This is a genomic window from Psychrobacter sp. FME6 (assembly GCF_014861365.1).
Lineage (GTDB): Bacteria > Pseudomonadota > Gammaproteobacteria > Pseudomonadales > Moraxellaceae > Psychrobacter.
The window spans coordinates 1-8,211 of sequence record NZ_RRYW01000110.1 but is presented as its reverse complement, the minus strand read 5'-3'; the positions used below and the strand labels follow the sequence as shown (position 1 = coordinate 8,211).

At 42.6% G+C, this 8,211-nt stretch carries 6 protein-coding genes; 1 reads left to right on the top strand and 5 read right to left on the bottom strand.

The annotated features are described in order from the left end of the window. Window positions 1–50: 50 nt before the first annotated feature. The 3 genes from EI162_RS12390 to EI162_RS12380 form a co-directional block, all read right to left on the bottom strand. A complete protein-coding gene (locus EI162_RS12390; RefSeq protein WP_192524643.1) occupies window positions 51–572 on the bottom strand; it encodes an ESPR domain-containing protein in 522 nt (173 codons plus the stop codon). A gap of 475 nt (window positions 573–1,047) precedes the next feature. Beyond that, window positions 1,048–2,670 (bottom strand): sensor histidine kinase, encoded by a 1,623-nt coding sequence (locus EI162_RS12385; RefSeq protein WP_192524642.1) that lies wholly within the window; start codon window positions 2,668–2,670, stop codon window positions 1,048–1,050. Further along, entirely contained in the window at window positions 2,670–3,371 is a 702-nt protein-coding gene (locus EI162_RS12380) for a response regulator transcription factor (RefSeq protein WP_192524641.1), read from the bottom strand. Before EI162_RS12380 ends, EI162_RS12385 begins: the two co-directional genes overlap by 1 nt. 333 nt (window positions 3,372–3,704) lie before the next feature. Here EI162_RS12380 and EI162_RS12375 point away from each other — a divergent pair, with 333 nt between their 5' ends. Next, a complete protein-coding gene (locus EI162_RS12375) occupies window positions 3,705–4,244 on the top strand; it encodes a Spy/CpxP family protein refolding chaperone (protein ID WP_192524640.1) in 540 nt (179 codons plus the stop codon). A 102-nt stretch (window positions 4,245–4,346) separates the two neighbouring features. On the opposite strand, the gene EI162_RS12370 is transcribed toward EI162_RS12375, so the two are convergent. Next, window positions 4,347–5,960: a hypothetical protein gene (locus tag EI162_RS12370; protein ID WP_192524639.1), complete on the bottom strand. Its 1,614-nt coding sequence runs from the start codon at window positions 5,958–5,960 to the stop codon at window positions 4,347–4,349. Window positions 5,961–6,026: 66 nt separating this feature from the next. Next, complete coding sequence (locus EI162_RS14770; protein WP_263972273.1) at window positions 6,027–8,018, bottom strand: hypothetical protein; 1,992 nt, start codon at window positions 8,016–8,018, stop codon at window positions 6,027–6,029. Window positions 8,019–8,211: the final 193 nt, after the last annotated feature.

The following is an 8,211-nucleotide window of genomic DNA, read 5'->3' as shown; positions in this document are numbered from 1 at the left end:
ACGTTACTTTAATCAAAACCTCTTATCAGGTGTCCTAAATTAGTTGACCACTACATATTGACGTCACCACTATTTAGTGGACCTGTAGATATGGTGCCATCGAAGTTGGTTTTAGAGGCGGCGTCTAAATCATCACCACCAATGCCGATAGAGGATGCACCTGATGAAACAACGTTCGCACCTATGGCGATAGATTGCTCACCCGCTGCTGTTGTGTTCTGACCACTTGACCCCCCACCAATTGCTATCCCTTGACTACCTAAAACGGTGGCATTCTTACCTATAGCAATACCATGAAGAGCACTTGCTGTAGCATTAGTTCCACACTCTACTTCTGCACTACCGTCGCAAGGCACAGCAGTCGCCTGCAGACTAAACCCGAACGCAACTAACCCTAATCCAAGAGTAGTTATACGGAAAATACTGGTAGATGAAAGGTTAGATGTAGTATTGATGGTAGCGTTTGAACTCACGCTAGACTTTGACGACTTACCACGCGCTTTTGCGTATTCAGCAACTGCCATAAAACAGTTTAAAGACGCATTCCAGATCACTTTATAATTGCGATTCATAACGTGTACTCCCTGACCAACTTATGAGAAAATTAACTTCCGTATTGCAGAGAGTAAAAAGGATCAAATAAAACACTTATAACTTTACAAAAATATTTGTTTTATACTGAAATGTAACTGCTATTAGAACTTAAGCAGCAGGTAGGTTTCATATTGTATAGTCATTATCACTCTCTATATATGATTATTAACGAATATATAGAGAGTATCAATACTGTTCATCGACTATTTACTACCGCTTATCTTATATATAACAAAAAATGAATATAATAGGTGGAGATATACTCTACCTTGTAGATATCTCAGAAATTCGTGCTATTTTTCTGAGATATAAATGTAAGGTTACTACTACATATTACTTGAATACATTACAAAAATAGATTGTCTATAGTCGATCCTGAATAAAATGGATACACAACGCTATAAAGCGGGACTGGTACAAATTAAGTAATATTTAAACCAACCTTTAGCGAAGCTATTCAACAGGCAGTATTATTTCAACGACCAAACCTTGAATATTATCTTTACGATTATAAACACTGATCTGGCCGTTATGCGCCATAACCACCGCATGAACGATGGCTAAGCCCAAGCCATATCCACCTGTTTCGCGGTGACGAGCGGTATCAAGCCGGACAAAAGGTTGAAAAATACGCGCTAAGTCTTTTTCTGCGATACCGCCGCCCTCGTCTATAATGCTCACTTGTATAGCAGGTATTTTATTACCTATCTGTGTTTTTATCATTTCAGCAGCGACGGTGGAGCTTGTTGATGTGTGCATAAAAGCATTACGAATGACATTTTCAAGAGCGCTATATAACTGTTCTTGATTACCCCTTACGGTGCAAGAATCTCTCAACGGACTATTGCTTGGCTGCCATTGCCAGCGCACATTTTTATGTTGGAACTCAAAACAAACATCTTTACCAATCTCGCTGATAATGTCAGAAATATCAACTGCTTCATCTTCTATATTATCGATGGTATATTGCTGCATCTGTAGCGATTGAATATGAATGATTTGTTCAATCAGCTCGTTCATTCGTGTAGACTCTTTATCGATACGGTCTAGATAGTGATTGGCATTAGGGGCAAAGTCTCGAGTCAGCTCAGTCGCCACGTCAAGACGCGCAAGTGGTGAGCGCAGCTCATGGGAGATATCGCTTAGCATCTGTCTGCGAGCCAGCTCACTATCAGCCAATCGGGTTGATAGTTGCGCCACGTCTTTTGCAAGCAACCCCAGCTCATCAGAGCCCAATGTTAATAATTGTGGATTGGCCTCATAATTACCATCAATCATATGGTGTACCGTATCTTGTACCCTACCGATACGCCGCGTCAGCGTACGACTGAGCCAAAAGCATACCAAAATACTGAAAAGGACAATCAATAGCAGGCGTAGCATGAAGTTACCACGCTGTAGCTCTAAGACATCTTTAAACAATAGATGCGGACGCATCTGGATGATAACGCTTTCATCATTCGGCATAACCACTGTAATCTCGGCCAACTCAGGTCGGCTATCCGTATCAGCAATGGCTTTATGAGGAGGTAGCGGTCGTAATATATCATTGAGACTAAAAGGTCTATCGACCGGATTATTACCCTTTAATTTATCATCATTTAAGCTGTAACGGCCATGAGGGTTTCTATCGCGACGCTCTTTATTGTCAGAACTACCATTCAAACTACCATTGTCTGACGACACAGAACTCTGTGAATCTGTTGTCTGACCTGGCTCTCGACGGCTTTGCCGCATCCGATATCTAGGAAACATGATAGCGCCTTGCTGGTCATATATCCTTATTTGGCTCATGAGCCTACGATCTTCGCTATAAATTTGCTTAACGGTAGATAAATCACCTGCTTGTAAAGATGTCACCAATCGCTCACGCTGCGTCAATAGCTTTTCAATTTGCGAGTCCATGCGTGTCGCCAGCTCTTGCTCATTAAGCCAGCGCTCAACCAAAATAGACAATACAGAGGTGATAAGAATCATCGATAGCAAGCTCAAAAAGAGTCGCCAAAATAGTGTCATATGTATGCGAAATTTCGATTTTTTTATCGCTGAACTTGCCATCTTAGTCGCGTCTGTCATTAAAGCACCAACTGATAACCTTTGCCACGAATCGCCTTGATTGGCTCATCATGAAAAGGCTGGAGTTTTTTGCGTAGGCGCGAGACATGGACATCGAGGCTACGGTCGAATGGTTGTAATTCACGTTGCAAGACATGTTTTGATAACCATGCTTTACTCACCACCTCGCCTTTTTGTTTTAATAAAGCGACGAGTAAATCAAACTCTGTGCCAGTAACTTGTAGCTCTGTACCATCTATTTGACAAAGCCGCTGGTTTTGATCCAGATGCAACCGACTGTCTGGTAGCACAGCGTGCTCTGATGTGGCGACACCAGATGCTATAGTGCGGCTACGCTTGATAACGGCATTGATACGTGCCAGCAATTCTCGAGGATTGCAGGGTTTGGTAATATAATCATCCGCACCCAGCTCCAGTCCGATAATGCGATCAATCTCCTCCCCTTTTGCGGTCAGCATAATGACAGGAATATCACTAATAGCTGGCAGCTGACGTAGCACGCTGAGCCCATCTATCTTTGGCATCATAATATCAAGCACCAATAAATCATAAGGCAAATCGTCATGCAGCGCTGTTTTCAGTCGCTCTATGACGGCTTCACCATCATGAATACAATCACAGCGAATACCGTGATTATGCAAATACTCTTGCAATAATTGAGTCAACTCTTCGTCATCGTCACCCAATAAAATATTTGGCATGTCCATCCTTTTGTAACTCACTCTTATTATTAATCATATAGTTGATTCACTTTAAAGCCGATACATGTGCTACCAACCTATCGACTCTATTTAGCACTGCCTATATTATCAGGCAAGCGCCTATCAATGCGCTATAAACGTTACCTTTCTTAATACTTCATAAATGTTCGTAACTTCTAACTGACGTATGATAGCGGCTATCAGCAACCAATCCTGATTGCAAGTAGTGATGAATAGTGGCTATTCGGGACACTTATCATTGATAGGCTTATCAGATAAAAACTGACTTTTTCGCAACCAATAACGTATGCACTATAAATTAAGGTAATGATGATGAAAAAATTATTAATAGGCTCAGTATTAGCAATGTCTAGCATATTAACGGTTACAGCTTGTACCAGTGTTAATGCCACCACCGACACTGCACCAACGACCAGCAAAATGCAGCACCATAAAGATGGCATGAAAAACGCCATGAACAAAGGCGGTATGAGAGGGCCAATGGCACAGCTGGATTTGACAGCCGAGCAGCAAGCGCAAATCAAAGCTATCATGAAAGAAAAATATAGTGGTCACAAAAATGATCGCACAAAGTATCAAGCAGAACGTGCGCAAACGCAGCAGCAAGTAGAAGCTTTGACCAGTGCCAGTACGTTAAACAACGCCGCTGTCAATCGCTTGGCGGACCAGCAAGCGGCAAAAACCAAGCAGCGCTTTATCGAACGTATCCAAACCCAACATGCAATCTCTCAAGTACTGACTGCCGAACAGCGTCAAAAAATGGCGCAATTAAAATCAGAAAGACAAGCAAAAGGTCATCATGGTGCAAAAAATCGTAAAATGCATGGTAAGTACCATCAACAAGGCTTGTAATTGACCGCTGCTTTTTAATTAATAGGATGTTTATCTAAAAAAGCGCATCGGTTAGCCGGTGCGCTTTTTAGGTTTTTAAACCAAGGTTTAACCAGATTTCGCTCAATCAATCGAACCAAACTTCTTTTTAGCCATTGGCATAACACTAAACATCATTTTCCCCATCGCAGTACCATTGCCATCACGATAATATTGCATCAGCTCGCTGCCATACTCTCGCATATCGATACTATTACTGGCGTTTGGTACTTGACTATTACTGGGTAAGTTGGGAAATGCTATGTCTTTAGCGCTTATAGCGGAGTATTGCTGTAAAACATCTACGACCATATTCTTATTAGAGACAGTTTCGCTCGGTAGCTCACGACGTAGATGCTGCCATTTAAGCTGACCCCGCTTATCAAATCCATACAGCGCTTGCATCTCTGTATTTGCTAGCATTGCACCTTCTACCGCCTCTTCTTTTGTTTCACTACCACTGTCGATGCCGCTTTTTATCATTGCCAACATTTGCTGTACTAATGCTTTACTCGTAAATTTATCAGTATTAGTCTCGCCTAGCTCGTAAGATTCACTTTCTTTGACTAGCTCTGGATATCGCTGACCAATCCGCTCGTAGACGATGCGCATGTAGTCTTGATAAAACTGCTCATAACTCTCGACACTTTGTACACGGCGAATGACTTGGTTACTTGCCAGCATGGCTGGTAGCTGATGCGCAGGTAACTTAGGAGAAAGCGAGGCTAGCGTAGTAGGAGCGACATAATCAAACTGGCTAACAGGTGCGGCATCAAATGTGGCATCTAGCGCCGCAAAATGACTTTTTATCAACTCACTACCAAAGCCCTTGGGTAAAGTACCGTCATCAATGGCTAGCTTTAGCCACTTATTACGCCACTTTGTACCGAGCTTATCGTCTAACAGTTCTGAATTAAACATCGCAAAATTATCTGCCCATAGATACATATTACCGTTTTTAAAATCGATATACATAGGCTGATTGATGCTGCTTTGATGGTTGCGCGCCTGATACTGCATGCTCGCCAGCATCGTCGCCTTGCCAGCCATTGGCTGATAAACGCCTTGTGCATTGATAGACAGTGGCTTTAGCACATAAGCATCTAGCAGCTTTGCTTTTTTGACATCTTGCGCTGTCGCTCGATCATCGTAATTATCAAATAGCTGTTGGTAAGATGCTGGCACGGTGATATCACTATCATATTTACTGTCTACCCATGCCTCATACGCATTCGTGCACTCAAGGTAGTTGTTTTTCAGCGTCGTTCGCTCAGCGTCATAATCCACCGCCAAAATGTCTTTATTTTGTGCTGCTGCCTGAGCAAGTAAGACGGTATATGCTTGATCATGTGTGTCTTCGCAGTATTCATCGATATAATCTGAGGCGACTGGCTCTTTGGCATCTATTTTAGTATTTATATCACTAAACTGCTGCTCGTTACTAATCTCAAGATTACTATGATAACTAAAAGACTGGCGGCGCTGTTTTTGTAATGCAGTCGCCAGTGCTGTTTTTGCTGCCACTGGCGTTTGCTTGGCAGTCATAGCATTGGATTGGCTAGGATTGGTAGATTGGCAGCCCGTTAATAATAGTGCCCCTGTTACCAATACACTAGCAAATAGGCGATTGCCATTGAGAACTGACGCAGAGCTAACTGACGAAAGACGACTTGCCATGATTTGATGTACTGTTTTCATTTTTTATCCTTAATAAATATTGACTTAGACGTAATAAAATAGCGCTATTTAACCGCTTTTCTATTATCAGTATTTTTGGTCATCGTCATAATCATTCTCTGCTACATCATCAGCGTAATCACTAACATAGTCATCATAATCATCATCGTAATCAACACTGCTCCCACTATAATCGTAGCGCGCCTCACGTGCTGCTTGCAGTCTGTCTTTTTGTTGGCGTTGCTCTGCAATCCATGCATTGCCATCGATAGCAGCTTTAGCGTTTACGCCAAAAGACTCGGTCAATAAAGGGGTTAGCGCATGGTTATTAAAGCTACCTTTATCATAGCGTATTTGGTTTAGCACGCTGGTCGTAGAACCCATCAAGTCGCCGCCGATATTTATCCGCTGCTGCTTGGCAAGCAGGCGATCTGAGCTGTCTAAATAATAGTAATTTATCTGATTAAAAGAGATCGGACCAATGGCCTCAATGAGCTGCAATAGCGCGCCCACATCCGCACTTTGATAGCCTTTATTGTATAGCTGCACTTTCGCAAGCGCAGTTTTCAGCATCGCGCCATCAGGATATTTCTGTGGATTGGCATCGACATAATCCTGTAGCGACTGTGTCATGTATTTTAGGGTTTTGCCAATCATCTCACCGCTTTGCTTGCTACCAAAATGCACCTTTACCGCGCGGCGCGCACCGACTTCTTTGGCAAAGGTATCATGACGAATATCTACCGCGCTAAAGTGCTCAGGCGCTAGCTCTGCCATGCTGCTCTGTATAGCAGCAATGGCGGCATCGTACAGCACTGCTGGTGGCAGCTGCGCCGTAATAGCTTCAGGCAAGCCAAAACTGACGGTATTTGAGGCCATTTGGTTAGGTAAAGGGGTGTTTTCAGGGTTAACGAGCGCCACGATAGGCATAATTGCTGACGGGTCTACCGTAACTTTACTATGGTTAAAATCGAATGCTAACGGTATCTGTACGGATGAGCTAATCGTCGGCGTCACATAGTCATAGCTATAGACGCTTTGCAGTTGTCGTTGTTTGGGTTTGTACTGACTGACACTATTAAACGTTAAGTTTTGATATTGATAAGCATTTGACGCGGCTATCTGTTCCGGCGTGCGATGGAACATACTCAGCATTTGACCGATGATGCCAGTAGATGGCATTGATGATTGGCTATCTTCTACAGCTTTTGACTGCTGTTTGGCCATCTGTACGGTTTCATAGTTTTTTAATAGGTTTTTGGGCTTTAGGTTTGAGACCCCTGAGAGAAGACCGCCCTCTGCATTGCCATATTCATTATCGCCATCTCTGTCGTAACCGTTTTGATTATAGCCGTCCTCATAGTAGCGATGATAATCATCAACAGTTTCATCGGCATCGATGACATCATAATCGCCATATTCACTGATATCTTTCACGTCATCTACTACTGCTGTTGCCGCATCCGCTGTTGTCAGTTCATCACTATCTTCATAGCTATCATTAACTCTCTCGTCATTATCATTCGATCCGCTCTCATTATAGTCCATGCCCTCATCCATGCTTTCAGGTTCATAAGCATAAGCTTCTATAATCGTTCTAAGTAAGCTACTAGAGCCTGCATCTATGCTATCTGGGTCAATAAAAGGGACGGCATGATAATTGGCTTGCGCGACTGCCACATGTTCTGTTGCCAGATGCTGACGAATAGCAGCAAGTAAATGTGACTTGGCTTGATTGTCCATATTGGGGTTTTTGCTTTGATCAAATAGCTGTTGATAGCGCTTAGATTTGGCTGTTATCTCGGCATTAAACGCGCGTCCTTGTGCTTGGTTTTGTACACTATCGGCGGTATTAAAATCAATCATACTTTTTGATGCCGCAGACGATGATAGCGTTGGGCTTGATTGACAGCCTGTCAGCCCAAAAGCCGCACCGCCAAGCAGTAATGCGCAGCCTGTGATGGAGATTAATTTGCGCGACTGATGTGAGTGCTCGGTATGATTATTGGCAGATAACTGGTGATGAGTCATGTCAGAGTAACGCTGTTGTTCGCGATTATCACTATGGTTGAATGACATAAAAGTCCCTTTATACATATAAAAAGTCGATAATAAGTGGGTATTATTGAGTATACTTATAACACAAGGCGTTACAATTTAGTAAGATTAGAGCGTATTTCTTAAGAAAGTTTTTTAGGGGCTGTATAGAATTGGGAAATAGTTGAAAAAAATAAGCAACGCCTTACACTCTTGTTTACCACAACAAAGAGAA